This window comes from Ruegeria sp. AI3 (genome assembly GCF_056541245.1).
Window position 1 is genome coordinate 172,548 of sequence record NZ_JBQFYA010000010.1, and the last position, 24,705, is coordinate 197,252.

23 protein-coding genes are annotated in these 24,705 nt (G+C 57.9%); 14 read left to right on the forward strand and 9 right to left on the reverse strand.

Features of this window, described 5'->3' with window-relative positions:
- Positions 1-56: 56 nt before the first annotated feature.
- The 3 genes from ACRZ95_RS15940 (at position 57) to ACRZ95_RS15950 (ending at position 4,337) form a co-directional block, all read left to right on the forward strand.
- Positions 57-863 (forward strand): taurine ABC transporter ATP-binding protein, encoded by an 807-nt coding sequence (locus tag ACRZ95_RS15940; protein ID WP_170376956.1) that lies wholly within the window; start codon positions 57-59, stop codon positions 861-863.
- Positions 860-2,125, forward strand: a complete 1,266-nt coding sequence (locus ACRZ95_RS15945; RefSeq protein WP_170376954.1) for an ABC transporter permease — start codon at positions 860-862, stop codon at positions 2,123-2,125. The genes ACRZ95_RS15940 and ACRZ95_RS15945 overlap by 4 nt, the downstream gene beginning before the upstream one ends.
- 202 nt (positions 2,126-2,327) lie before the next feature.
- Positions 2,328-4,337, forward strand: a complete 2,010-nt coding sequence (locus tag ACRZ95_RS15950) for an adenylate/guanylate cyclase domain-containing protein (protein ID WP_170679767.1) — start codon at positions 2,328-2,330, stop codon at positions 4,335-4,337.
- A 9-nt stretch (positions 4,338-4,346) separates the two neighbouring features.
- On the opposite strand, the gene ACRZ95_RS15955 is transcribed toward ACRZ95_RS15950, so the two are convergent.
- Positions 4,347-6,488 carry an ATP-binding protein gene (locus tag ACRZ95_RS15955; RefSeq protein ID WP_170679765.1) on the reverse strand — a complete coding sequence of 714 codons (2,142 nt, stop codon included), beginning with the start codon at positions 6,486-6,488 and terminating at the stop codon, positions 4,347-4,349.
- Positions 6,485-7,192, reverse strand: a complete 708-nt coding sequence (locus tag ACRZ95_RS15960) for a response regulator transcription factor (protein ID WP_170679763.1) — start codon at positions 7,190-7,192, stop codon at positions 6,485-6,487. Before ACRZ95_RS15960 ends, ACRZ95_RS15955 begins: the two co-directional genes overlap by 4 nt.
- Before the next feature lie 322 nt (positions 7,193-7,514).
- Between ACRZ95_RS15960 and ACRZ95_RS15965 the strand changes: the two genes are divergently transcribed.
- Positions 7,515-8,141 (forward strand): adenylate/guanylate cyclase domain-containing protein, encoded by a 627-nt coding sequence (locus ACRZ95_RS15965; RefSeq protein WP_170679761.1) that lies wholly within the window; start codon positions 7,515-7,517, stop codon positions 8,139-8,141.
- Between the two features lie 132 nt (positions 8,142-8,273).
- Here ACRZ95_RS15965 and ACRZ95_RS15970 read toward each other — a convergent pair whose 3' ends face one another.
- Positions 8,274-9,041, reverse strand: a complete 768-nt coding sequence (locus ACRZ95_RS15970; RefSeq protein WP_170679759.1) for a DUF5765 domain-containing protein — start codon at positions 9,039-9,041, stop codon at positions 8,274-8,276.
- Between the two features lie 40 nt (positions 9,042-9,081).
- Here ACRZ95_RS15970 and ACRZ95_RS15975 point away from each other — a divergent pair, with 40 nt between their 5' ends.
- Together ACRZ95_RS15975 and ACRZ95_RS15980 are read left to right on the forward strand one after the other, a co-directional pair.
- Positions 9,082-9,936, forward strand: a complete 855-nt coding sequence (locus tag ACRZ95_RS15975) for a class I SAM-dependent methyltransferase (RefSeq protein WP_170679757.1) — start codon at positions 9,082-9,084, stop codon at positions 9,934-9,936.
- A 97-nt stretch (positions 9,937-10,033) separates the two neighbouring features.
- Positions 10,034-11,044 (forward strand): fatty acid desaturase, encoded by a 1,011-nt coding sequence (locus ACRZ95_RS15980; RefSeq protein WP_170679755.1) that lies wholly within the window; start codon positions 10,034-10,036, stop codon positions 11,042-11,044.
- Between the two features lie 8 nt (positions 11,045-11,052).
- Here ACRZ95_RS15980 and ACRZ95_RS15985 read toward each other — a convergent pair whose 3' ends face one another.
- The 4 genes from ACRZ95_RS15985 to ACRZ95_RS16000 all read right to left on the reverse strand — a co-directional run bounded on the left by ACRZ95_RS15985 (position 11,053) and on the right by ACRZ95_RS16000 (position 14,173).
- Complete coding sequence (locus ACRZ95_RS15985) at positions 11,053-11,979, reverse strand: hypothetical protein (RefSeq protein ID WP_170679754.1); 927 nt, start codon at positions 11,977-11,979, stop codon at positions 11,053-11,055.
- A 93-nt stretch (positions 11,980-12,072) separates the two neighbouring features.
- Positions 12,073-12,333, reverse strand: coding sequence for a DUF6525 family protein (locus ACRZ95_RS15990; protein ID WP_170679752.1), 261 nt, complete (start codon positions 12,331-12,333; stop codon positions 12,073-12,075).
- Entirely contained in the window at positions 12,330-12,965 is a 636-nt protein-coding gene (locus ACRZ95_RS15995) for a DUF1826 domain-containing protein (protein WP_170679750.1), read from the reverse strand. Before ACRZ95_RS15995 ends, ACRZ95_RS15990 begins: the two co-directional genes overlap by 4 nt.
- The gene (locus ACRZ95_RS16000) at positions 12,962-14,173 is read right to left on the reverse strand and encodes a CobW family GTP-binding protein (protein WP_170679748.1); all 1,212 of its coding nucleotides are present in this window, start codon (positions 14,171-14,173) and stop codon (positions 12,962-12,964) included. The genes ACRZ95_RS15995 and ACRZ95_RS16000 overlap by 4 nt, the downstream gene beginning before the upstream one ends.
- A 104-nt stretch (positions 14,174-14,277) precedes the next feature.
- Here ACRZ95_RS16000 and ACRZ95_RS16005 point away from each other — a divergent pair, with 104 nt between their 5' ends.
- Positions 14,278-14,673, forward strand: coding sequence for an Rrf2 family transcriptional regulator (locus tag ACRZ95_RS16005; protein ID WP_170679746.1), 396 nt, complete (start codon positions 14,278-14,280; stop codon positions 14,671-14,673).
- Between the two features lie 184 nt (positions 14,674-14,857).
- Here the strand turns inward: ACRZ95_RS16005 and ACRZ95_RS16010 are convergent, their stop codons facing one another.
- Positions 14,858-15,886 (reverse strand): LacI family DNA-binding transcriptional regulator, encoded by a 1,029-nt coding sequence (locus ACRZ95_RS16010; RefSeq protein WP_170679744.1) that lies wholly within the window; start codon positions 15,884-15,886, stop codon positions 14,858-14,860.
- A gap of 216 nt (positions 15,887-16,102) precedes the next feature.
- On the opposite strand from ACRZ95_RS16010, the gene ACRZ95_RS16015 reads away from it, so the two are divergent.
- The 6 genes from ACRZ95_RS16015 (at position 16,103) to ACRZ95_RS16040 (ending at position 22,288) form a co-directional block, all read left to right on the forward strand.
- The gene (locus ACRZ95_RS16015; protein WP_170376927.1) at positions 16,103-17,407 is read left to right on the forward strand and encodes an extracellular solute-binding protein; all 1,305 of its coding nucleotides are present in this window, start codon (positions 16,103-16,105) and stop codon (positions 17,405-17,407) included.
- Positions 17,408-17,479: 72 nt separating this feature from the next.
- On the forward strand, positions 17,480-18,361 hold the full coding sequence (locus ACRZ95_RS16020; RefSeq protein WP_170376925.1) for an ABC transporter permease subunit: 882 nt from the start codon (positions 17,480-17,482) through the stop codon (positions 18,359-18,361).
- Positions 18,362-18,372: 11 nt separating this feature from the next.
- Positions 18,373-19,266, forward strand: a complete 894-nt coding sequence (locus ACRZ95_RS16025; protein ID WP_170640327.1) for an ABC transporter permease subunit — start codon at positions 18,373-18,375, stop codon at positions 19,264-19,266.
- 11 nt (positions 19,267-19,277) lie between these two features.
- Positions 19,278-20,324 carry a sn-glycerol-3-phosphate ABC transporter ATP-binding protein UgpC gene (locus ACRZ95_RS16030; protein WP_170679742.1) on the forward strand — a complete coding sequence of 349 codons (1,047 nt, stop codon included), beginning with the start codon at positions 19,278-19,280 and terminating at the stop codon, positions 20,322-20,324.
- Positions 20,324-21,340 carry an endonuclease/exonuclease/phosphatase family protein gene (locus ACRZ95_RS16035; RefSeq protein WP_170679991.1) on the forward strand — a complete coding sequence of 339 codons (1,017 nt, stop codon included), beginning with the start codon at positions 20,324-20,326 and terminating at the stop codon, positions 21,338-21,340. The genes ACRZ95_RS16030 and ACRZ95_RS16035 overlap by 1 nt, the downstream gene beginning before the upstream one ends.
- Before the next feature lie 207 nt (positions 21,341-21,547).
- Positions 21,548-22,288: a 4'-phosphopantetheinyl transferase superfamily protein gene (locus tag ACRZ95_RS16040; RefSeq protein WP_170679740.1), complete on the forward strand. Its 741-nt coding sequence runs from the start codon at positions 21,548-21,550 to the stop codon at positions 22,286-22,288.
- 133 nt (positions 22,289-22,421) lie between these two features.
- Here the strand turns inward: ACRZ95_RS16040 and ACRZ95_RS16045 are convergent, their stop codons facing one another.
- Positions 22,422-23,345 carry an SMP-30/gluconolactonase/LRE family protein gene (locus ACRZ95_RS16045; RefSeq protein WP_170679738.1) on the reverse strand — a complete coding sequence of 308 codons (924 nt, stop codon included), beginning with the start codon at positions 23,343-23,345 and terminating at the stop codon, positions 22,422-22,424.
- A 220-nt stretch (positions 23,346-23,565) separates the two neighbouring features.
- Between ACRZ95_RS16045 and ACRZ95_RS16050 the strand changes: the two genes are divergently transcribed.
- Entirely contained in the window at positions 23,566-24,615 is a 1,050-nt protein-coding gene (locus tag ACRZ95_RS16050) for a patatin-like phospholipase family protein (RefSeq protein ID WP_170679736.1), read from the forward strand.
- Positions 24,616-24,705: the final 90 nt, after the last annotated feature.

Consider the following 24,705-nt stretch of genomic DNA (forward strand, 5'->3'; position numbering starts at 1 on the left):
TTCCGGGGGCCGGTCATCCGGCTGGCCTTCGGAAACAACTGCAGGAAGGAAACGGAATGCCTGAACTGGACATCATTGATTTGTCCATGCGCTTTGACTTGCCCAACGGTACCTCGGTGCAAGCCCTTCAGGACGTCACGCTCAGCCTAAAAGAAGGTGAGTTGGTCTCGGTCCTCGGGCCCTCGGGATGCGGCAAGACAACGTTGCTGAACATCGTCGCGGGCTTCCTTGCGCCCACCTCGGGCCGGGTCGAGCTAAATGGCCACGTGGTCGAAGGGCCAGACGCGGAACGCGGCATGGTGTTTCAGAAAGGCGCCTTGTTCGAATGGATGAACGTGCGCGAAAACGTGGAATTCGGCCCGCGCATGAAGGGCATGCCCAAGGAAGAGCGCGACAAGATCTCGGACCATCTTCTTGAGGTCGTCGGCCTTCAGGACTTCAAGGAAAAGGCCGTCTATGAGCTGTCGGGCGGTATGCAGCAGCGCGTGGCCCTGGCACGGTGTCTGGCGAATGAGCCTGACGTCATCCTGATGGATGAACCTTTGGGCGCGTTGGACGCGCTAACCCGGGAAAAGATGCAGGGGCTGGTCCTGAAACTCTGGAAAGAGACGGGCAAGACCATCATCCTGATCACCCACTCGGTCGAGGAGGCCCTGTTGCTAGGCGAGCGCCTGATCGTGATGGCCCCGCGTCCGGGGCGAATTCACAAGGAATACAATCTGCCTTTCGCGGAACGCGGCGTGAACGCCGACCTTCGCGATGTCAAAAAGTCCGAAGGTTTCGCCGAAACCCGAGATGAAATCCTATCGATGATCTGGGAAATGGAAGAAGAAATCATGGGCCGGACGGAGCAAGCATCATGATCGTACTTCTGTTTTATATCGGCCTGTTCGGCGGCGCGTTTTTGATCGTTCACCTGCTGCGCAAGGGCCTGCAAAGCCGTCAGGACTTTACCAGCCTGAAAACCGTGACCTTTGGCGATGAAAGCGCTGTGCGCGCGGATCGCGCAGCCTCGATCATCTCGATTCTGGTTATCTTCGTAATCTGGGCGGCATTCACAGGATCGAAACTGATCCCGCTACATGTTCCGGGGCCGTTTGTGGGGGAAACCCAATTCACCTACACGGTCGAGAATGCAGACGGCACGACTGATGACGCCACCGTCTTCATCCGCGTCCCACCCTTCGGAGAAGACGCCGAAGATTTCGAGGTTGATCCCGGTACGGGCTTCGCCAAAGACGATGCATTTGCTGCCCCAACCGGGCGGTCCTCGACCATCTTGTTTGACAAGAACGACGACGCCAAACGCGCAGATGGCGCAAAGATCATCGCGATCAATGGCAATCCGATCGGTCCTGACGCAAAAGTCAATGTTGGCGACGGCACTGTATCGCTGACCGGTAAGGGCGCCATCAGCTTTACGCCAGCACAGGGTTTGCAAATGAACCCAATCTGGCTGCCTGCGCCTGAAACGGTCGTTGCGCGTTTCTTCGAGATCGCCAATGAAGGCTATCAGAACTTCTCGCTCTGGCAGCATCTGGGTTGGTCGTTGCTGCGGGTCATCGCAGGCTTCATCGCAGGGGCCATCGTGGGCATTCCGCTAGGCTATGCGATGGGCTTGTCGGGCTGGTTCCGCGGTTGGTTCGACCCGATTGTCGAGTTCATGCGACCCGTCCCTCCGCTGGCGCTGATCCCGCTGGTCATCATCTGGTTCGGAATCTGGGAGACCGGCAAGATCGTTCTGCTGTTCCTTGCTGCCCTTTGGATCATGACCATTGCGGCCCGTGCGGGGGTTTCGGGGGTGAACATCTCCAAGATCCACGCGGCCTATTCGCTGGGTGCATCCAAATGGCAGATCATGCGTCATGTGATCGTCCCGAACTCTCTGCCCGAGATATTCACGGGTGCGCGAGTTGCGATGGGAGTCTGCTGGGGCACCGTTGTTGCGGCGGAACTGGTCGCAGCGCAGAAAGGGGCTGGTATGATGATCATCGCGGCTTCGAAATTCCAGCTGACCGACATCGTGATCATGGGCATCGTCCTGATTGGCATCATCGGCTACGGCATCGATATCCTGATGCGCAAAGCCGAGAACGTGCTAGTTCCATGGAAAGGTCGTAGCTGACCTAAAATACCAAAAACACCGGCAGATTGACCCGCTCGTCGATCTGCCGGTTTTTCTGTCCAAGCGTTTCTCTCGCCAACTACACAAGTTAGAGCGCAGATTGAAACCAACTGGCAACTGACGGTTGCAGCCCCTAGACTTGACCTAGAACCTGACTGTCCGCATTGCAGCGCCAGTCGCTATAGGCCGCCGTGGAGCTTCAATGCGTGTCACCGTTGGGATCGCTGTGTCAATGCTCGTCGCTTTGTCCATCGGCGTGTCAACCTTCATCGTGCATTCTCTGTGGTGGACAACGGCGCGGGACAACAGTCAGATGCTGGCCGCCGAGATCAACAGCCAAATCTCGAACACGGTCCGGATTGAGGTTGGCCTGACCCTCAGATCCGCCGAGGCTGCCTGGGCCGCAGTCCGGACGATCTTCATTCAAAACGTGATCGAGACACGTCAGGCCGACAAACGCGAATTTGTGTTTCTGTCTCAGCTGCAATCTCAACCAAATATCTCGTGGATCACCTTCGGCTGGCCCGATGGTAATTTCTTTGCGGCCCACCGGCTGGGGGATAGCGGGCTTGAGATGATCGAGATCGACGAGAACATTCACGACAGGAAGCTGCGCAGAGACCGCTATATCTTCATCCCTGGCGACATCCAGTTCGAAGAACGCAGCTTTGCCGAAACAGATTACGACCCGCGCGAACACCCCTGGTATGACAACTTCATCGACCGCGACACGCCAGATTGGATCGAAGTGCGCGATCTGCCAAACAGCGACAAGACGGTGTTTGCATATTCCGGCCCAATCGATGTACGTCGCCAACGGCAAGGCGTGCTGTCGGTTGCCATTGATACCGACCGCCTTTCCCGCTTTCTGGGCTCCCTGCGCCCCGGTGAGTTCGGTGCGGCCTTTATCCTCAGCGCCGATGGCAAGGTCATTGCCGTGCCCGATCCCAACGCGGACGAAATCACCCCCGCCCGCATGGGTGAGGGAGAGCTTTACGAAGTGGCGAAACTCTCGGGCCAGAAACTGCTGACCGACGCAGACGGGGTCGTTGCGGGCACCCTGACGAAACGGATCGTCTACGACGACGTGGCTTATGCGGTCGCTTTGACACCGCTGGGTTTTTACGGTTGGCGTGTGGCGACGGTTATCCCGGAATCGGCCTTTCTGTCCGGGATCGACCGGACGCTGGTCAATCTGGTCTACATCCTGCTGGGCGTGGTGGCCTTGGCGACCATCGCCGCAATCTGGCTGGTGCGCCGGGTCGTTGCCAACCCGCTGTCACGCGTCGCTGAAGACCTCAGCCGGATTGAGCGGTTCGATGTCGAGCAGGTCTCACGTCGTCCCTCGCGTTTGGTCGAGCTTGAGAACCTCTCGGCTGCGACGGCGAGCATGGCGGCCGGGCTGTCGGCCTTTCGGAAATACGTGCCGACCGATCTGGTGAAAATGCTGGTCGCCGCAGGTGTAAAATCGCAACCCGGTGGCGAGACTAAGCAGATCTCGGTTCTGTTCTGCGATGTGTCTGGCTTCACCGGTCTGGCCGAGAAACACGGCCCAAAGGTCGTGGAACTGATGGAGCCGTTCTTCAATGCGGCCTCTTCAACGATTGAACGCCATGACGGGACGCTCGACAAGTTCATCGGCGACGCGGTGATGGCCTTCTGGGGTGCGCCAAGGCAGAATCCGAACCATGCAGAACACGCCTGCCGCGCGGCTTTGGAACTGGTGGAAGACATTGAAAACTCATCAGCCCTGCAAAGCCAGTCGGACGAGGCTCTACATGTTCGGATCGGGTTGAACAGCGGTGAAGCGCTGGTTGGCAATATCGGGTCCGAGCATCGCCTGAACTACACCGCCATTGGCGACGTTGTGAACGTGGCCAGCCGGTTGGAGGGTGTTAACAAGACATACGGCACCGCGATCCTGATCGGCCCCGAAACCCGGCGCGAAGCGGGCGACGCGATCATTGCCCGTGAATTGGACACGATGGAGATCGCGGGCCGCACCGAGGAATTGGTCGTGTTTGAACTGATCGCAATGGCCGGCGACACGCCTGAACCGCCAGCTTGGATCGCGGCCTATGAATCTGGCCTGACCCATTTCCGGGCCGGGCGTTTTGCCCAGGCCATCGACGCGTTCAAATCTGCCGACACTCTACGCGGTGGCGACCCGGCATCAGTGGTGATGATCGAACGGGCGCAGGCCGCACTTTGACAGACCACATCACGAGGCCTGTCGTTTAAGGCCCTGAATGACGACCCCGCAGGATTGAATTAGCTTGTCCAACTCAGCGCCGTAATTCTCGGCGCCGCTTCGCAAAAGCCCCTCGACCGATTGTGCCTTGGCGGCCAATTCCGTCTCTCCAAAACTGGAGACGCTACCATAAACACGGTGAACGAGAAACTCGATCCGGTCCCTGTCACCCTGCCCCTGCGCTTTCTTAAGCTCGACATAACAATCTTCGAGCGACTCACGGAATGTCAGGAAAACCTGATCCAACTCTTCATTGCTCAGGAATTTCCTCAGGCGTTCTTTGGTGTCATCGGTGTTTGGAATATAGGATATCGCGGACGACGGCTGCCCGAGTGAGGCTCGCATGGCACCATACAGTACCCGCTCGTCCAAAGGTTTGGACACAACCGCATCAAAGCCAGCGTTCGTGTATTCATCCAGATCTTCGGGCATCACGTTGGCCGTCACGGCGATGGTCGTGATCGACTTGTCCAATCCCGCTTCCTTGGCAATCTGCTTCAGGTCACGGGCCAATTGAACGCCGGTCGTGTCGGGCAGTCGGATATCGGTCAGAATGCAATCGGTGTCATCTGGACGGAAGCGCGCAATCGCCTCTTTGCCGTTGGCCGCTGCGGTGACCGTGTGACCATCCCTCTCTAGCAGGCTTTTGAGGATCTCCATGCTGGTCGGGTCGTCCTCGATGATCAGAACATTTTGCTTCGTCCCGACCGTGGCTGCAAATCCTGCCATCTCGGATTGCGGGCTTGGTGCCGGAGCTGCGTGGAAGGGTACTTCGACCCGGAACACTGTCCCCTCGCCCAGATTGCTTTTGACCGACACCTGCCCGTTCAGCGTTGATACAAGCCCACGCACAATCGAAAGCCCCAGCCCGGTTCCACCTGTTTTGCGCGAGTCGATGTTCGAGGCCTGCGTGAAGGGTTCAAAGATATCTTTGACCTGATGTTCGGGCACACCAATCCCAGTATCGCTGACCGTAAAGGCCACCGACTGCTTTGATTGCTCAAAAGACAATGTGACTGAGCCTTCATTGGTGAACTTCACCGCGTTGCCTAGAAGGTTCAGCAGGATGTGCCGCAGGTGGCCGCTATTGCCGCTGAGATAAACGCCATCGTCAAACTGCGGGATGATCAACTGTACGTTCTTCGACCGAGCCAGCGGGCGCAAGACGGCCTCGAGGTCTTGCAGAACTTCGGACAGGTTGAAGGTGCGGAATTCGCGATCTTCGGGCTTTTCCTCAAGACGCGCGATGTTGAGGACATCGTCGATCAGATTGCGCATCGCAAGGCTCGAGCGTTCAATCTCATCCAGTCTCTGGTCCAGAGACTCGGGATCCTGCGGGGTCAATTTGATCAGGCGGATATTGCCCACGATGCCATTCAGAGGCGTGCGCAGCTCATGACTTGCGGTTGCCAGAAACTGGGATTTCGCCTCATTCGCCTTTTCCGCATCGTTGCGCGCCTTTTCCAGATAAACACTCTGCACGAAATTCGCTCGCAGTGTGCGCTCGGAAAAGAACTTGGCATAGAGACCGATCAGAACAGTGGAAGCCAAAACGAAGGAGGGGCCAATCCAGGTATCAATACCGCTGCTCAAGCTCGTTTTGTCGAACACCAGATAGTACGAGACTGGAACGAACAGCAAAAGTTGCAAAGCCGCCGAGTGGGAGAAGACGAAGGGCAGGAACACAGTGCCCGCAAGGCTGATCAGCGCAAATCGATACAGAAAATCCTTGGATTCATGATCCCCGGAGAAGGCGAAGGCGGCCCAGATTGCCAGATACATCATGGACCAGCCGGTAGAGATGATCACAGGCAAAGTACGCGCGGGAAGTTTGTGTGAGAAAAAGAACAGCCCGAAGATAAACGAGATGATGAACAGCCGTGCGCCCCAAACAGCCAGATCCTGACCCGAGAAGCTGCGGGAATGAAGAACAAAAACTTCGAGAAAAGCAAAGACGACATAGAAAGACGCACCAAACAGCAGCGCTGTGCGGAATTGCCCGCGTGTGGATTCGAAGTACCAATCGCGGTATTGGGCCTCGAACTTCTTGTCCAGAAAGTTCTGGGTGACCGCGTTGATCGGCTCATCATATATGAAGGCGCGGGGTTTCACTGTCGCGTCACCCCCAGTCGATAGCCCACCCCGTGGACCGTCACGATGATCTTTGGACCATCGCCGCCATCCGACAGCTTCCTGCGGATCTTGGCAACCAGAGCGTCAATTGTTCGCTCTCCGACGTCATGATCCGGCGACAGGGCGACCGCATCCAGCAGCACCGAGCGGGACAGCACCCGACCGTTCGCGTTGACGATGGCCATCAGCACGTCGAACTCGGCCCGTGTGACGGGTATGACCTCGTGCTGGGCGTTCCAGACCTGTCGACTGTCCAGATCAATCTCGATCTCTCCCAGCCGGACTTTGGTATCTTGACGGGGCATCTGAGCCTGGGGGTTTGTACGTCTGAGCACTGCGTTGATCCGGGACAAAAGCTCATCCGGGTCGAACGGCTTTGTCAGATAGTCGTCACCCCCGATGTCCAACCCGCTGATCTTGTCGCTCGCGCTATTGCGGGACGACACGAAGATGATCGGCGGATGTGCCGATTTCGCCCGCATCGAACGCGCAAGCACCAGACCGTCTTCATCCGGCAATCCGAGGTCCAGCAGCGCGATATCCACGGATTGGGACGCAAGCGTCGCGCGCGCATCCGCAACATTGGACGCCTGAAGAACATTGTAATGCGGTCGAAGGAGCGCGGACGTCAGAGCAAGCAATGACGGGTCGTCCTCTACCAACAATACGTTCAGCTTCTTCAACTCTGCGGTCCTACATGTCTGTTTCTAAACACAGCTTGGCACGTGTGAGTGTTTTCGTCCAAACCATCCCCACACTCTTTTTGGAATATGTTCAGCCACGGACACAAGCCTAGCGTGCGTAAGAACCGGGCCTGTTAACATCTGGTTAACATCTGCATCGCGGTTTGGTGACAATTTGATTTTAATCTCTGTTTCAACGTCCCGATTTGTTGGTGCAGTTATGTTGAATACATCTTTTGAAATTATTGAACCCATCGACGATCCCGAACTGTCTGAACTTCGGGCGCCATGCAGCAAGCATAGCACTCTGGCAGTCGTTGATATGGAGAGTAACGAACCGGCGGTCGTGAAGACCTTTCCGGTTCGCCCGACGATCATCCACCCTCAGCCGAGCGCATTGATCGACCAAACGTTCGAGGACAATATCGCCGAATGCGCGGCCGATGGTGAAAACAAAAGCCTGTTGGTCACGATCATGATGACCGATGTGGCGAACTCGACCGAGATCGTTGCGCGTCTGGGCGATGCCGAGTGGCGCGATGTCACGGATGCTCTGGATACGGCAGCGCTTGAAACCGTTGCAGAACACGAAGGCACACTTGTGAAACTGATGGGCGACGGCATGCTGGCGATCTTTCCTCGCCCCAGTGCCGCCATCGCCTGCGCTAAGGCCTTTCGGGTCACAGCAGACGCGCTTGGCCTAAAGCTTCGGGCCGGTATTCATTGTGGCGAGTGCTTGCGCACCACCAACGATGTGACAGGCATCGCAATCGCAATCGCGGCCCGTGTTCTCAGCCTGACACCCGGTGGGCAGACATGGGTTTCCAGCACCGTGCGCGATCTGGTTTTGGGCCTGGGGCTGGAGTTTCAGGAAATTGGACCCAAACAACTGAAAGGCCTGAGTGACGATTGGGTTCTGTATCAACTGGAGGATGACGACGAGACTTAGTCGCCTCCATAGTGTTTCTTGCCTCCCACCGGCTTGAGGGGGAACCGGGTCTCCGACCAGATTGGAACCGCGGTTCGCAGGTTAGGCACGAGGTAAAGAAAGTGATGCGCGGGTGAACGGTTTGTTAGGGTATTAGAGTGGTTTTTTATTGGTCCCGTTCACCCAGCGCAGCACAGTCCACAAAGGCCATGATCTTGCTTGCAGCGCCGATTTGAGCGGCGTGAACACGATCATCATGACAATGCCCAGCGAGAACAGACACCAGATCGCAGGCATTTCCGTAGGGCTATCGGTTGAGGCCCAGGCCAGCGTGGGCCCGATAAGCAGTTGAAACCCCGCGACTTTCCATGCGCCCAGAACGGCGGGCAGCAGAAACATCACCGTAAAATAGACCGGGAAGTTCAGATCATATTGCTGCCCAAGAATCGTTGCAGGCAGGCTTTCACCCAGATCATTCAGTGGCAAATGCCACCCTATGTGCCAGCTTTCCGCCTTCACACACAGATGATCGCTGCACAAAAGACGACCCGGTCGGCACGGGCCTGCCCACTCGAACGGATAAATTTGCAGCAACAGATACGCTCCAGTCACTGCGCCAAGACCTAAGACCACGGGCGCTATCATACCGCGTACATCCTTTGGGATGAAATACAAGGCGAGAATGCCGGTAAACAGCGGCTGAAAGGCGATATGTATATAGGCCAGCAACGCGGCGACCTGATTTTGGGGCAATGCGCATTGCCCCTCGACAGAATAGGAATAGCCCTGCAGCACCTCAATCGCGGTGAAATACACCAGCGGAGACCAAAGCAGCGGGCTCTCGCCTTGGCGTATGGCCTTGACGGTGGCGATCACCCCGACGGCGGCAATGGTATAGGACGCTGGCCCGCTCCAACACATTGTTATATCAATCCTTCAAACCACTCGTCTTGGGATCAGTATGCATTCGGTCAGCCCTCAAGAAAGCCTTTTTTCGGTCGACGACATTCTTGAGGATTTCGCGCGGTTCGACTTTCCCCTGAAAGACATCTGGCTTAGCGCAGCTCGGTTTCATTTCCAGAATCTCGACCCTGAAATCTGCGCCCTGCCCCCCGGCGCGCGCGCGCTGGAGATCGGCTGCGGGGCAGGTATCCTGCTGACCATGCTGCGCCAGCGGAACCCTAACATCACGCTGGACGCCATTGAGCCTTTCGCCGAAGGCTTCGCACCGATGGAGCATGTTCTGGATCACGCCGCCAAACTGGGCGGGGACATCCACCGCAGCACCTATGAGGCCTACACTCCGTCACAACCCTATCACCTGATCTACATGGTCAACGTGCTGGAGCATTTGCCGGATTGGCGGCATTTCCTGGATACGCTGCCGCGTTTTCTGGCCCCACAGGGCCGCTGCCTGATCCTGTGCCCTAATTACGGCTTCCCGTATGAGCCGCATTTCAACATCCCCGCGCTTCGCTCAAAGACCCTGACACGGCGATTGTTTCGAAAGAGGATCACATGGGTTGAGGACACCTACGAAGTTCATGGGTTGTGGAACAGCCTCAACTTCGTTCGTCTTGCCCAGATCAAACGCCACCTAAAAGGGTCAAGCCTGCGCCTGCGCGTGCGGTCTGAGATCACCGACCGCATGATCGACAGGTTCAGCGACGACCCGGTTTTTCAGGAACATATCGGAGTGTTCAACACGATCGGGCGCGGGGCACAGAAACTGGGCCTCACGCAGGTGGTCCGCGTTTGGCCATTCGAAAACATACAGCCCTATATGTTTCTGGAGCTGTCCCGAACCGACGCCTGAGCCGCGCACCTCAACGAATTTGGCGGAAATCCAAAGCCGTGCTAACGATTGGGGACGCCAAGCAATTTCATAGTCTCAATCATTTTCAGTGACGGTAATGAGTTCGATCAAGGTTCCGAAGGAATTTACAAAACCAGATGATGGGATGGCGTTCAAAGCGCTGGCGATCAGCGCGGGCGTCGTCGCTGCAGGGCTTGCTATCCCTGCCCTTTTTCCCGGGGCATGGCTTTCCCTGACCTTAGGTTCGTTTCTGTTTGGAGCCGGTATACTTAGGCTCTACTCCATTCAGCATGATTGTGGGCACTACAGCTTTTTCACAAACCGCACGTGGAATGATCTCCTTGGGAACCTCCTGTGCCTCTTTTCCGGGATCGCGCATAGCGTTCTGAGGTATAATCACAATTTGCATCACCAGCATCTGGGCAATCTGGATCACCGGGACGCCCACGAGGTCTATGTCATGACCCGGCGCGAATACGAAGCCGCGCCCCTGTCCAGGAAACTTTTCTACCGCGCCTATCGGCACCCCATCACATTGTTCCTGATCGGCCCGGTCCTGATCTACTTCGTCCAATACCGCTGGCCCCGAAACACGCGACGCGTCAGCGTCCGGGATGTTCTTTTGCAGAATTTCGCAATGTTCGCTTTTTGGGGCCTGATCATCACACTTCTTGGCTGGTGGAGTTTTTACGCCCTGATCCTTGGTAGCCTTCTTGCAGGCAGTTTCGGAATATTTGTCGTCTATGTCGGGCACAACTTCGAAGAAACCTATTGGCGGCAGTCGGGCGACAAAACCGCCCATGCAGCGGCTCTGCACGGTGCGAGTTCGCTCCGACTAGGACCGGTTGTGGATTTTGTTCTGCTGAATTTCGGTTTCCATGACCTGCATCACCTGAACGCCAAAATCCCCTGCTATCACCTCAAGGCCTGTAACGCCTCAATTGCGCAGGACTGGAACAGCGCGGCGATCGACGTCCGAGGCGCGCTGAGTTGCCTGAAATGGAGGCTGTGGGACGAGGATACCAATCGGATGATCCCCTTCCCTCATAGTCTGCGCCATGATCTCAGTCTGGACTGGCGCGGCCCGGCACCTTCGGCGGAGCTTTAGACCTGGCGCTACTGTGACGGCAGGCCGGTGTCGGGCATGGTGAAATCGTCCGGCAGGATCACGATATCCTTGGGGTCGACTGTCAGCCTCATCGACGTGGGCGAGGTCACCTCGACCACATTGTGGAAATGGGCGTCATAGTCTTCGGGCAGAAGCATGCGATCGTCCCGGTCCCTCGGGTCCGCGCGCAGCCAGGTATCGAACCCGGTCAAATCGTCGAATTCATCTGCGAAATAGTCATGCAGGCGCCGGAAGAGCTTGGGCCAGATTGCCAGATCCTGATAATTCGCAGGGGTTACTTCGAAGTCTTGACCGGGGGCCGACGCATCATCGGGATACAGGCCATTTCCAGTCGCGCGGGCCTGATCAGCAATCCCTCCGAGATGCTGCGCAAGAGATATCGGCAGCGTCAGGTAGAACAGTGGATAGGACTGACCAGCCTCCAGGCTGCGCGCGTTGAAGCTCAGATCCACGCGGTCCGGCATCAGTTTGAATACCTCACCGTCCGGTTCGGGCGCATCACCCGAGTAGACAAAGGCCACAATCCGGCCGTGGCCGTCCAGACCATTGGTCAGGATGTAGCCGCGAACCGGGTTGTTTTCGACCTGCTTCACCTTGTTGGGCTTGTCCTCCCAGAACACCACGTCTCCGAACCCGGCCCAATCCAATAGAAAATCGCGCGACGCCTCCGCAAGGTGTTTGTTCTGATGCGCGCTGCGGAAATGGGTTTCGAGCGAATCCAGCCCTTCAAAGCGCAGATTGATCATCCCACGCCCATTGAAGCCGGGCCGGGGCTGGCCCGAACGCCAAAGGTCCTGAACAAGCGACGGGTCATCTGGCTTGAATTTCAGAGTATCTCCGTCAGGTTCCGGGCCCTGCTTTGGAATGTCTGGGTAAAAAATATGAAACTCGCCCTTAATCAGCTTATAGGCCATTGCGCCCTCCGTAATTCATCAATCAACAATGATCGGATGGTGACGGCTGAGCGTAATAGTTTCAAGTCAAAGCGACCCCAGAGCGTGGGTGCCTTAACCGCGCGGCAGGGCCATCACCTTGTCACGTGCCAGTGTACTCGCCTCGGCCCGATTCAGCGATAGCAACGTTTCTTCCGGCGTAAGACCCTTGGCCAGCGCTTTGACCCAAATCCGGCGCGCCGAGACGGGCGACCATGGCAGGGCCGCTTCGGACAACCACTGCCGCAACGGGGCGGGCAGGCTGTCAAAGACGGCCATGGGATCACCCGCGCGCTTCCTGCGACGCAAGCTGCTTTGCCCCAGACTTCCGGTCATGCAGCCTCTTCCGGGTCGGTGATCAGATCCAATACCAGTACGAGCCGGGTCTCGCCGGTGCCTTCGATCGGAGGGGAACGGTGCAAAAGGCCCGACCGCGGTGTTTCCGGCCAGCGTGTCCCGCGCAATAGGATCGGAGAACCGGTTTGCACCGTAAAGACACGTTTCGGCTCAGCGCCATCACGCGAAATGCCGTATTGCGTACCAGTGCCGCGATAAGTGCAGACCAGTCGCGCGGTGATGGCGTCGATATGGAACTTGCGGCAAGCGTTGGTCGTGACAACATCCAGCCGCAACCGCAAATAACGGGCCGAGACGAGATCTGAGAACACCTCTGCCAGTAAGGCGATATCCGCCTCCAGCCAATCCCGCTCAGGGCATGCTGGCAAACCGGACATGTCGCAAAGATGGCCGATTGTTTCGGCCACCTTGCCCAACGGAAGGATCACCCGCCCGTTCGGCAGGTCCTCGGGGTCAAGACTATTTAGCCAGCTTTGAACACTGGGCGGAGTTTGACGCCGCCAAAGTGCCGCGGCGCAACCCGGGTTGAGAAAGGTGCTCAGCGCCTCGGGCGTATCCGCAACGCCAACCCCAACGGCCGCACCGATCACGGTTTGGCGTACAACGCTCATGCCGCCGCCTCAGCCCGACGCCAGATCGGGAACGGGTCGGGATATTCGGGCAAATTGTCGGGGCCCAAAGCCGCAACGGCGGGTACGAGGCAGGCATCCAATCGCGCCCGAAGGGTCGGCCAGTCGATCCCCGCACCGATGAACACAATCTCTTGCCGGCGGTCTCCCCATGGTTCTTGCCAATGAGCCTGCATATAGGCGCGGGCGCTGTCATGGGTCGGTCGGCGTTCTTCCGGAACCGAAGCCCACCAAGTGCCCAAAGGCTGCACGCTAGAGAGCGCCCCGGCCAGCGAAAACTCAGCCACCCAATCGGGACGCGCAGAAATCCAGAAATGCCCCTTGGCCCGGATCACACCCGGCAGATCGCCGTTCAGAACCTCAAAGATACGCTCGGGCACGAAGGGCAGGCGCGCCCGGTAGACATAAGACGCAACACCATATTCTTCAGTCTCCGGCACGTGGTCGGCAAAACCATACAACTCCTTGGCCCACATGGGATGCTCATGGGCTTTATCGAAGTCAAACAGCCCGGTATCGAGAATTTTCTCAGCCGCCACAGCGGAGTGATTGACCTCGACGATCTCGGCATTCGCATTGAGGCTGCGGATGATCTTGCGGGCCGCGTCGACCTTTTTCGGCCCGGCATCGTCGACCTTGTTCAGGATCACGACATCGGCGAATTCGATCTGATCGGTCAGCAAATGGACGAGGGTGCGTTCGTCTTCCTCGCCCATGGTCTCACCGCGATCCTGCAGGAAGTCATGCGAGGAGAAATCCCCGAGCAGGTTTACCGCATCGACAACCGTCACCATCGTGTCCAGCCGTGCAACGTCGGACAGGCTGTCACCATACTCATCGCGGAAATCAAAGGTCGCAGCCACCGGCAGGGGTTCGGAAATACCCGTCGATTCAATCAGCAGATAGTCAAAGCGCCCCTCGGCCGCCAGTCGGCGGACCTCATCCAGCAGGTCATCGCGCAGGGTGCAGCAGATACAGCCGTTCGACATTTCAACCAGCGTCTCGTCCGTGCGGCTCAGCTCGGTATCGGCGCGCACGAGGTCGGCGTCGATATTCACCTCCGACATATCGTTCACGATCACCGCGACACGGCGACCTTCGCGGTTGTTGAGAACCCGGTTCAGCAATGTGGTCTTGCCAGCCCCAAGAAATCCGGAAAGCACCGTGACGGGAAGGCGCGTATCTGACATATGAGTCTCCATAGCTCTGGATGCGGTTCTTGTAACTTTCATAGTTACTAGATTAATGCAACAGCCAAAGTTACGTTGCCAGCAGGTTAGGAGAACCCCGTCATATGAAGCGCAATAGCCGCCTGTCACTTGCCCTGCATACGCTCAGCCACATGGCCGGAGAGCCGGACCGTGTGCGCACCTCAACCGAAATTGCCGACCATGCCGGAACCAACCCGGTTGTTGTGCGTCGTGTTTTGGGAAAACTACGTGCCGCCGGTTTGCTGACGTCCGAGAAAGGCCATGCCGGGGGGTGGCGTCTGGCCCGCGTGCCGAGCGAAATCACGCTAGCCGACGTCTACCTTGCGCTGGACGAGCGCCTTGTCGCAAGCGGCCTTGAAGATGAGGCGCCAACCTGTTCTGTCGAACACGCCCTGCAAAAACGCGTGCGCGGCGTTCTGGAAGAGATCGAGCAAAGCCTGGTGGAAAGACTGTCAGAAACGTCGATCAAAGAGGTCTGAGACAAGCTCCGGCCCGGGCGTCAGCCCAAACTCAAAGCCACCTGCGGCAGTAGAAAGGCATTTGTGTCGGGACCTCTCTCCCTCTTACTGCAAAATCGGGTAAGAGGCGGTGTGTAGAATATCAACAACCAGTACGACGCCGACGAACTCTTCGCGACTTCTGAAACCTCAGGCCGTATCAGCGTCAATGGGTACCGCGCGGGACAAAGAAGGGCTCGATCAGAAGGGTCTCACTGGCCTTAGCCGGTTCAGCCAGACGTTTTTCAAGCAAGGTGATCACATGTTCGACCGAAAGATCGATCGGATTGTTGATCGTGCTGAGATCGAACGCGGGCCACCCAGCCATTTCAATATCGTCAAAGCCCACAATTGAGAGTGTTTCGGGCACGTCCACGCCCAACTCCCGTGCCGCGGTCAATGCTCCGATGGCGCTGGCATCGTTGGCACAGATCAGCGCATCGAGGCTGTTTTCTCGCAGCAGTTTCTGCGCTGCCTCGTAACCAGACCCAACCGTGAAATCTCCGACCTCTTGCGCAATCAGGGACAATCCTGCCGCCGCCAAAGTGTTGACCACACCGGCCCTGCGATCATCTGAAGATCCGAACTCGGCCGCGCCCGCAATGAACCCGAACCGTGTGCGGCCCTTGTCCAACAAAACACGGGTCGCGAGGGTCATCCCCTCAGCATTCTTGCAGCACACATTGTCGATCCCCGCCGCCTCCACGATCCGGCCCGACGAGATCATGGGGACACCGAATTTGCTGCATTGCTCCACAAGCGCGCCGGGCATGCTGCCCCCGCGCAGAATCAGAGCATCCAGCGGATAGCGCAAAACCTGATCCATAGCTGATTCAGCGCTCTCTCCACTGCCATCAATCAGAATCGGCCACTTGTTCAGAGCGTTCAACTGCCCGACCAACCGGTTCACAAACTCCGAGTCGTAGGTGCTCCGCTTGTTGCCCACAAAGACCGCTACGAGGTGCGATCGCCCCCCCTTCAACCCCGCCGCCAACGCATTCGGTTGATACCCCATACGGTCGGCCATCCGCATGATTTTTGTACGTTTTTCCGCATCAAGGTAAGCGCCGGGCGTAAACGCACGGGACACGGCGGAACGGGATACGCCTGCCGCATCGGCAACCGCCTGCGCCGTAACGCGGCGCGGTCTTTCCAGTTGTTTTTTGCTTTCATCAACCACGCCCAAGCTGTCCATCTTTTTTGTCGAATTTGTCAATATTGCTAGAAATCTTTCATCGAACTGTCATACGTTAACAGTATGTGGTCACGTGTGCAGTTTGCGGACGCGTTCCACTGATGCGGGTCGGAGGCTGCGCGCGTAAAACGCCGCAGGGGAGCCTGCATGAAAACTGGCACATAGTGCCAACGGCCTTTTTGCTGCAAAGGGCCGACACCGAACCGGAGGATCGAAATGAACAATCTGAAGTTTTGCGCAACAGCTGCCGCGCTCGCGTTCACCGCGACCGCAGCTTTTGCAGAAACCGAAATCACTTGGTGGCATGCCCATGGCGGGCAGCTGGGTGAAACCGTCAACAAGGTTGCCGAGAAATTCAACGAGTCACAGGACGAGTACACAATCACTCCGATCTACAAGGGCAGCTACGAAGAAACGCTGACCGCCGGGATCGCTGCCTTCCGCGCGGGCGAGCAGCCCAACATCATGCAGGTGTTTGACGCAGGCGCCGCCACCGTGATCGCTGCCAAAGGCGCAACCGTTCCGGTTCAGGACCTGCTGGCTGAAAACGGCGTCGAATTCGACATCAACGATTACATCGCCGGCGTGCGTTATTTCTATGCCGACAGCGATGGCAAGATGATCGGGATGCCGTTCAACTCGTCGACCCCGATCCTGTATTACAATGTCGACGCTCTGGAAGCCGCAGGCGTGACCCCGCCGAAGACATGGGAAGAATTCCAGTCGACCACCGCACCGGCGCTGAAAGAGGCAGGCTACATCCCGCTCAGCCAGTCGCACCTGCCCTGGATCTTCACCGAGAACTTCATGTCGCGCCACAACCTGCCGTTTGCGACCAACAACAACGGCTATGACGGCATGGACACCGAGATCCTCGTCAACAACGACGCGATCAAGGCGCACTTCACCGCCGTGACCGAGTGGAAAGACAACGGCATGTTCGAATGGTATGGCACCGGTTGGGGTGACAACGCAAAACCGTTCGAAGAAGGCAAAGTTGCGATGTGGCTGGGCTCGTCCGGTTCCTTCGGCGGCCTGCTGCAGAAAGACCTGGGCTTTGAATTCAGCGCGGTTGAGCTGCCCTATTGGGAAGCTGTCACTGCTGAGCCGACCCAAACCTTCATCGGTGGCGCAGCTCTGTTCGCGATGTCGGGCAAGTCGGACGAGGAAAACAAGGCAACTGCCGAGTTCTTCCGCTTCCTGACCGCACCTGAGACACAGTATTTCTGGCACCAGGAAACCGGCTATGTCCCGATCACCGAGGCCGCTTATGAAGCCGCCAAGGCAGACGGCCACTATGACCGCTACCCTGCCGCCGAAGTTGGCGTAAACCAGCTGCAAGCCAAGGCCGGTGACAACACCAAGGGCTACCGCATGGGCTTCTACGTTCAGATCCGCGACATCATGAACCGCGAGTATGGCCGTATCCTGACCGGTGAGACCGACGTGGAAAGCGCTTTCCAGAACATTGAAGCCGAAGCCAACGAATTGCTGGCACGCTTCGCCAAGACTCAGGGCTAAGGTTCTGGGATCACCCCCAAGATGGTCGCGCCTTTGGGCGCGGCCATCCCCCATTTTGCAACTGGACTAACAATGAAACGCGCGGGCTTCGACACTATCTGGCTTCCTGTGGCGCTGCTGCTGCCGCAGCTCATGATCATCGCCATCTTCTTCTACTGGCCCGCTGGATGGGCGCTGCAATCGTCGTTCTTTTTGCAGGACCCGTTCGGGTTCGGCTCGACCTTTGTGGGGGCGGACAATTACACCTCATTGCTGGGCAATGATCAGTACAAACGCATCGCGTGGTTTACGGTTGTCTTCTCCATTCTGGTCACTTTCTTTTCACTGGCCATCGCGCTGTTGCTGGCGGTCAAGGCTGACAAGGTGATCCGAGGGGCGAGATCCTATCGCACCCTGCTGATGTGGGTCTACGCGATCGCACCCCCGGTAGCAGGGTTTCTGGGCATTCTGTTCTTTGATCAAAGCACCGGCCCCATGACCAAGTTCTTCGGGCTGTTCGGCTGGGAGTTCAAACTGGGCGTTGACTACAACGCCACCGCAACGGCAATGATCATCGTCGCGGTGTGGAAACAGATCCCGGTCAATTTCATCTTCTTCCTTTCGGGCCTGCAATCCATCCCACGCTCGGTCCGCGAGGCGGCCATGATCGACAACCGTTCATCCACGCGGCGGTTCTGGGACGTGACCTTTCCTCTGCTGGCCCCGACCGCGTTTTTCCTGCTGATCATCAACATCACCTATGCCTTGTTCGACACATTCGGCATCATCGACGCACTGATGAAGGGTGAGCCGGGCAACAACCCGATGACCCTTGTCTACAAGGTGTATCTGGATGGCTTCCGCGGCAACGACCTTGGCGGATCATCCGCGCAATCCGTTGTGTTGATGGCCCTTGTTCTGATCCTGACCGTCTTCCAGTTCCGGCTGGTGGAACGCCGGATTCACTATACCTGAGGGAGGATATCATGGCCGACACCACACTCGACACACCCGCCGTGACCCGCAAATCCCGCCGAATCCGCTGGGAAACGATCGGAGACCACTTTGTCCTCATCCTTGGGTCCTTGCTGATGATCCTACCGCCTCTGCTGGCGCTGACCACGGCCAGCCACGATGCGGTCACCATCCACCGCGAGGGCATCCAACTGGGCCTTGGCGACGACCTGGGCAAGAACTTCAACGCCGCCATGTTTGAAAAAGGCGGATTCACGCAGACAGTTGATGGAACCTTGATGCTGATGAACTCCTTCATTTTGGGCATCGGCTTTGCCGTGGGCAAGATCATCATCTCGATGATGGCCGCCTATGCCATCGTCTATTTCCGTCTGCGTTTTGCAACGCTGGCCTTCTGGGTGATCTTCACCACCCTGTTGCTGCCGCTTGAGGTCCGCATCCTGCCTTCCTACGAAGCGATCCAGAAACTGGGCCTGACCAACACCTATACCGGTCTGATCGTTCCCCTGATCGCATCTGCCACAGGCACGTTCTTCTTCCGGCAGTTCTTTATGTCCGTCCCCGAAGAACTGGCCGAGGCGGCCCGGATCGATGGCGCAGGGCCGTGGAAGTTCTTCATCGACATCCTCGTCCCGCTCAGCCGCACAATGATTGCAGCGATCTTCATCATCATGTTCGTCTTTGGCTGGAACCAGTACCTGTGGCCGACGCTGATCACGACGGATGAAAGCTTCTTCACGCTGGTCCGGGGCATCAAGCAGATCGTGCTGACCTACACCGACAGTCAGATCCCCGAGCATGGACAAGCGTTGGCGCTGGCCATTGTTGCGATGATCCCGCCGGTGGCGATCGTCATCTTCTTCCAGAATTGGTTCGTCAAGGGCCTCACAGAATCCGACAAATAAGGAATACGCGCATGGCTCAGGTATCATTAGAGGGCATCCGCAAGGTCTATCCTAACGGCTTCAAGGCCGTTCAGACCACTAGCTTCACCATTCAGGACGGCGAGTTTGTCGTTCTGGTCGGCCCTTCGGGATGCGGCAAATCCACTTTGTTGCGGATGATCGCGGGGCTTGAGGATATCACCGAAGGTACGCTGAAAATCGGCGACCGGGTGGTCAATGATGTGGACCCGGCGGATCGGGACATTGCGATGGTGTTCCAGAACTACGCCCTCTACCCGCATATGACGGTGCGCAAGAACATCGGGTATGGCCTGAAGAACCGCGGGACGCCCGCGTCCGAGATCGCCGCCAAGGTCGAAGACGCCGCCAAGATGCTGAACCTGACTGAATATCTGGACCGCAAACCGGCGCAATTGTCCGGTGGTCAACGCCAGCGCGTCGCCATGGGGCGCGCGGTGGTGCGCGACCCCGCCTTGTTCCTCTTTGATGAACCTCTTTCGAACCTCGATGCAAAGCTGCGCAACCAGATGCGGATCGAGATCAAAGCCCTGCAGCGTCGTCTTGGCACGACGGCAGTTTACGTAACCCATGACCAGGTCGAGGCGATGACGATGGCCGACAGGATCATCGTTTTGAACGCAGGCCGGATTGAGCAGATCGGTACCCCCTCCGAGATCTACCACAATCCGGCTTCTACCTTCGTCGCCTCGTTCATGGGTGCCCCACCCATGAACCTGATCGAGGCCGAAGCGTCAGACGGACAGGTCCGCCTCAACGGCTATGACGGGCTGATGCCCGCGCCACAGGCCGTCAGCGGCCCGGTGACCATGGGTGTACGTCCCGAGGATGTCGAACTGGATGAGAACGGATCCGTCTCGTTCCAGGTCGACATCCTCGAAGAACTTGGCGCGCATCGTCTGCTGCACGGCACACTTGCGGATCAGCCGTTTACCGTCATGGTCGGCAAGGACCATAGCGTGCACACGGGCGAGACCCGCATCACCCTGAAACACGACGCCCTACGCCTGTTCGACATGGAAACGGGAAAAGTCCTTTGATCACACAAACTGTCGCGACTTTGCCCGCTGTCACATCTGACCAGCGGGCTGAAATCCTGGCCGCCCCGCGCACAACGCAGGCGCATCGCTCGCTGATGGCATCCTTGCTGGCTATGAACGCGCTGCAATTGGGCGGCGAGGCGACCGCAGCGCAACTGCCCGCGCAGATCACCGTCGCCGCCTGGAATGTTGAACGCTGCCTATTTCCCGAAGAGACTGCCGCGCATCTGGACCCGATTGCGCCAGATATCGTTCTGCTCTCCGAGGTCGATTGCGGCATGGCCCGCACCGCGCAACGACACACCACCGAAGAGGTCGCTCGCGCCCTTGGCATGACCTACGCCTTTGGCGTCGAGTTTCACGAGCTTGACCTGGGTGGCCCGACCGAGCGCGCCTTTTGCACCGATGATTTCAACACAACCGGCTGGCACGGCAACGCCGTTCTATCCTCGGTCCCGTTTGAGCGCACAGCTTTGATCCGATTGGACGACCACGGCCATTGGTTCACCCCCGAAAGCGGGGCAGCAGACCCTGAACAACCCCGGGTCGGCGGGCGCATGGCTATTGCCGCCGTTGTGCCAACCGAAAGGGGGCCGATCTGCGTGGTCTCCACGCATCTGGAAAGCAATTCCGCCGCTGAACACCGGCAAGTTCAGTTCGAACTTCTGCTACGGGAGATTGACGCCTTCGCCCCCGACATGCCAGTTCTGATCGGAGGAGATCTGAACACCGGCAACCACCTTCCCCCCGATTTCGACTGGCGCCGCGAAACCTTGTTCGCACTGGCCGAAGATCAGGGCTATTCGTGGGAGTTTACGGCCGAGGGCGACACGACCCGCCCCAGTCTGATTACGCCACACCCGGACCGAAAGATGAAACTGGATTGGCTGGCCGGGCGGGGTTTCACGCCCGCAGACAAAGGCGTGCTGAGTTCAATCTCGGCCACTGGCACACCGCTTTCTGACCATGACTGCGTGTGGACAAAGGCCGATATCTCCGCACGTTCTGACACATGATCCAATTCCGGTCGCAGTCTGGCACGCGTCTAAGCGTTTTGAAGACATGAGGGGCGCTTAGCCCCTCAACCCTCTGCGCGAGCGATGGGTTTTGGCGGATGCCTTCAAATGGTTTGCGACAATTCAAGCTGCCACACTGTGCAGGCGTCATACAATTTGAAAAACCGGATTGACGTGGCGCGACGCTTGAGGGAAGCCAAGGGGGCCATGACACTGCCCGCCCAACACCTCTCTTCCCTGGAAACGCGCTCCGATGAGTTCCTGATGGACGTGGTGGCCATGGACATCGGGTCTGCGACAGCGACTGCTGTGATCGCGAGGTTTGATCAATCTCGTTTTGAAGATGGCCTTTTCACGACGTTGGACGTCGACCGGCCGGATCGTTTGGACAGGGCCGTTGAAAAGAGAAAGGCCGAGTATCTGGCAGGCCGTGCCGTAGCCATGGCCGCTTTGGCGTCAACGGGGCATGCGTCGACGCAGATCGCCACAGGTCCCAACCGTGAGCCGATCTGGCCCGCAGGCGTCGCAGGTTCGATCACGCATTCAAAGGGGCGCTGTGCGGCGATTATCACCGATCAGCCCGGCACCTTGGTTGGCGTCGATATAGAGGACATCGCCGAAGGATCCTCACTGGATGCGATTTTCAAGGTCGCTTTGCAGCCCGAGGAAACCCGGCTGATCCGGGAAAGCGACGCGCAGGCGTTGAAGGCAACGCTTGTATTCTCGGCCAAAGAAACTCTCTACAAGGCCCTGTTCCCTGCGGTTCAACAGTTCTTTGGTTTTGACCATGCCGAACTCTACGGCGCGCCCAGTGAAACCGTCCTGAGGCTGCGGTTGACCAAATCGTTGAATAATACGGTCACGGCAGGGGCGGTCTTCGACGTTGGCTACCGACAACTGGACCGCAGCGTTATTACCTGGCTTATCACACCCACGCCTGCAGACTGAGCCTCGGCAGTCCGGCCAAGGCCTTGTCCTTCTAGTTCTTTGTCGCCGGATTGCACCTGCGACACACCCTCCGTTATTGGCCATGGCTCAAGCATATGCTGATCTCGACTGCGCAAAACCGACGGTCCTTACATTAAGCCGTAAACTCCAGCTTCAACCCCGGACGAGGCCATCTGGCCTTGTAGATTTTGCCCGTGCTGGAGGCGGTGATCCATATGTCCTGCATGTCCTCTCCGCCAAAACACATATTGGTCGTGAAGAGGTCGGGAATGGCGACATGTTCGGTCGACCCGTCAGGGCTGAACACTGTGATCCCGCCGTTGAAAATTGTCGCCACGCAGACCCGTCCGTCGGCCTCGACCTTGAGACTGTCGAGCCATTGATACCCCGGCAAGGTTTGCACCACCTGCCCCGGCATCCCCGGAATCGGACCGGGCTCGACTTGGCCCTTGCCGGTGATCTTCATTGCCCAAAGCCGCCCAAACACCGTGTCCGAGACATAGACGGTGCCGCCATCCGGCGACAGCCCGACCCCGTTGGGCATCGGAATCGTGGCAGCTTTGATCAGGGTCTTGCCGTCGATCGTGGCATAGTACAGCCCGCCATAACGCGTAGACTCTGCGTCCTCGATCCCGGTATCGGTGAACCAGAACCCGCCCTCCTTGTCGAAAACCAGATCGTCAGGCGCGATCAGCCCTTTCCCCTCATAGGAATCGAACAGCATCGTGACCTCTCCGGTCTCAAGATCGACCCGATGCACGGACCCACCCTTATAATGCGGGCGAATGGGGGCGGGAACAGTGATATCGTCGGGTCCGTAGGGCACGAAACTATAGACACCGCCATTGTTGCAGACATAGGCAGCGCCATCCGGTCCAATTGCCACGCCATTCGGGCCGCCGGGGATTTCGGCCACCACACTGACGGTGCCATCGACGGTCAGGCGCACGAGGGTCTGCTCTTTGATATCCACGAACAGGACCGAGCCATCATTCATCGCAACCGGACCTTCTGGAAAGCCCAGCCCGCTGCACATCTCATGTAGTTCCAACGCCATAGCCTCAACTCCCTGATTGCGCCGTGGCCCCGGTGGGGTCGGCCATTGCGGGCCAAGCCCGTCCTTTTCGCGGCGAACTGTGCTTGCAAATACAGGTTTTCGCAAGGCTTTTTCCAATTTGCTATGCGGGACAAGCCTCAACGGGTCGCAAAACGGCTGGCTTTTCCCAGCCCAGTTATCCTAAAACCCCTTACAACTAAAAAGCGATGAGGCGCATCGAATGGTATTCAAACTTGTGTCCTGCGATGGCGGGGGGATCAGGGGCTACCTGACCTGCCTGATCTTGCAAAGCCTGCAGGAGGAGACCGGCGTTCTGGACAAGGCCGACGGGTTCGCGGGGACCTCGACCGGTGGGCTGATCGCCGTGGCGCTTGCGGATGGCCGGACGCAAGGCAAAGATATGGGTCAGCTCATCGGCGAGCTTGCCGCGCATTACCGCGAAGATGCCGACAAGATTTTTCGTGAAAACGAACACAGCTTTCTGGACAAGGCACTGGATGAGGTGCTGCGGCGGTTCAAACTCGGCGGCGGCCCGGGCATCACCGCCTCGCAATACAATGCCACCGGGCTGGAGGAGATCGGGCGCAGTCTCGTGGGAGACCGCAAAGTCAATTCTCTTTCGCCGGATCTGGTTCTGGCGGTCAACACCGTATGCCTTCATCGCAGCGACAAGGTAGGGTGGTCGCCGTTTACTATCACCAACCAGACGCTGGGCTACGAAAAATGGCTGGATATGAGCGATGTCGGCCTGCTGGACGTCGCCATGGCAAGCTCGGCCGCGCCATCCTATTTCCCGCCGCATCAGATCATTTCGGACGGGGTGGACTATGGCTATTTCGCTGATGGCGGGGCCTTTGCCAACAACCCGGTGATGAACGGCATCAACGTGGCCATCGCGGCAGGCCGAGCCGAGGGTTTGGCACATATCGAGGCTCTGTCGATCGGCACCGGGCAACAGCCCACAGATATCTCGGAGGAGATGATCAAGAACCCCGACGACTGGGGCCTGTTGAAATGGTTCGGCATCACGTCGGGCGCGCCTCGGGGGGCTTTGATCGAACTGCTGCTGACCACATCGGCTGAGAACCAGCATTGGATGGCCCATCTTGTGCTGAAAGAGCGGATGGTGCGCCTGAACCCTTCGCTACCCAAGGTCGTGGGGCTGGCGACACACCGACCTGAATCCTACGATCTGATGGAGAAGGCATTCTACACCTGTCGGCAAAGTGAATACTGGACCCATGCCAAAGAGATGCTGAACAAATGGTAGCCGCCCTCAGTTTTGTGTGATCAAACAGTGGCTTCGCCGGGTTTTATGTATTCTTCCTGTTGCCTTTGCCCGACCAGTGTTTATGGTTAA